Consider the following 253-nt stretch of genomic DNA (forward strand, 5'->3'; position numbering starts at 1 on the left):
ATCTGCTGGACCTTCCATAACATCCCCATCAATTGAAAAACGGGAACCGTGACAAGGGCAATCCCAAGTACAATCACCGCTATTCCATGCAACTTCACAGCCGAGGTGTGTGCAAGTTGTATCGACGATATGTAATTTTCCTTCTTTATCTTTATAAGCACCTGCTCGTTTACCGTTGACATGTACAACAGAACCTTCGCCAACTTCAAGATTTTCTGGCTTACGTAATGCGGTTTCAATTTTTCCTTCAATT

At 42.3% G+C, this 253-nt stretch carries 1 protein-coding gene; it reads right to left on the reverse strand.

Features of this window, described 5'->3' with window-relative positions; translation table 11 throughout:
• The coding region (locus SB775_RS31845) for a Rieske 2Fe-2S domain-containing protein (protein ID WP_410865285.1) at positions 1–253 on the reverse strand (253 nt) is incomplete at both ends.

The organism is Peribacillus sp. SIMBA_075 (assembly GCF_046534585.1).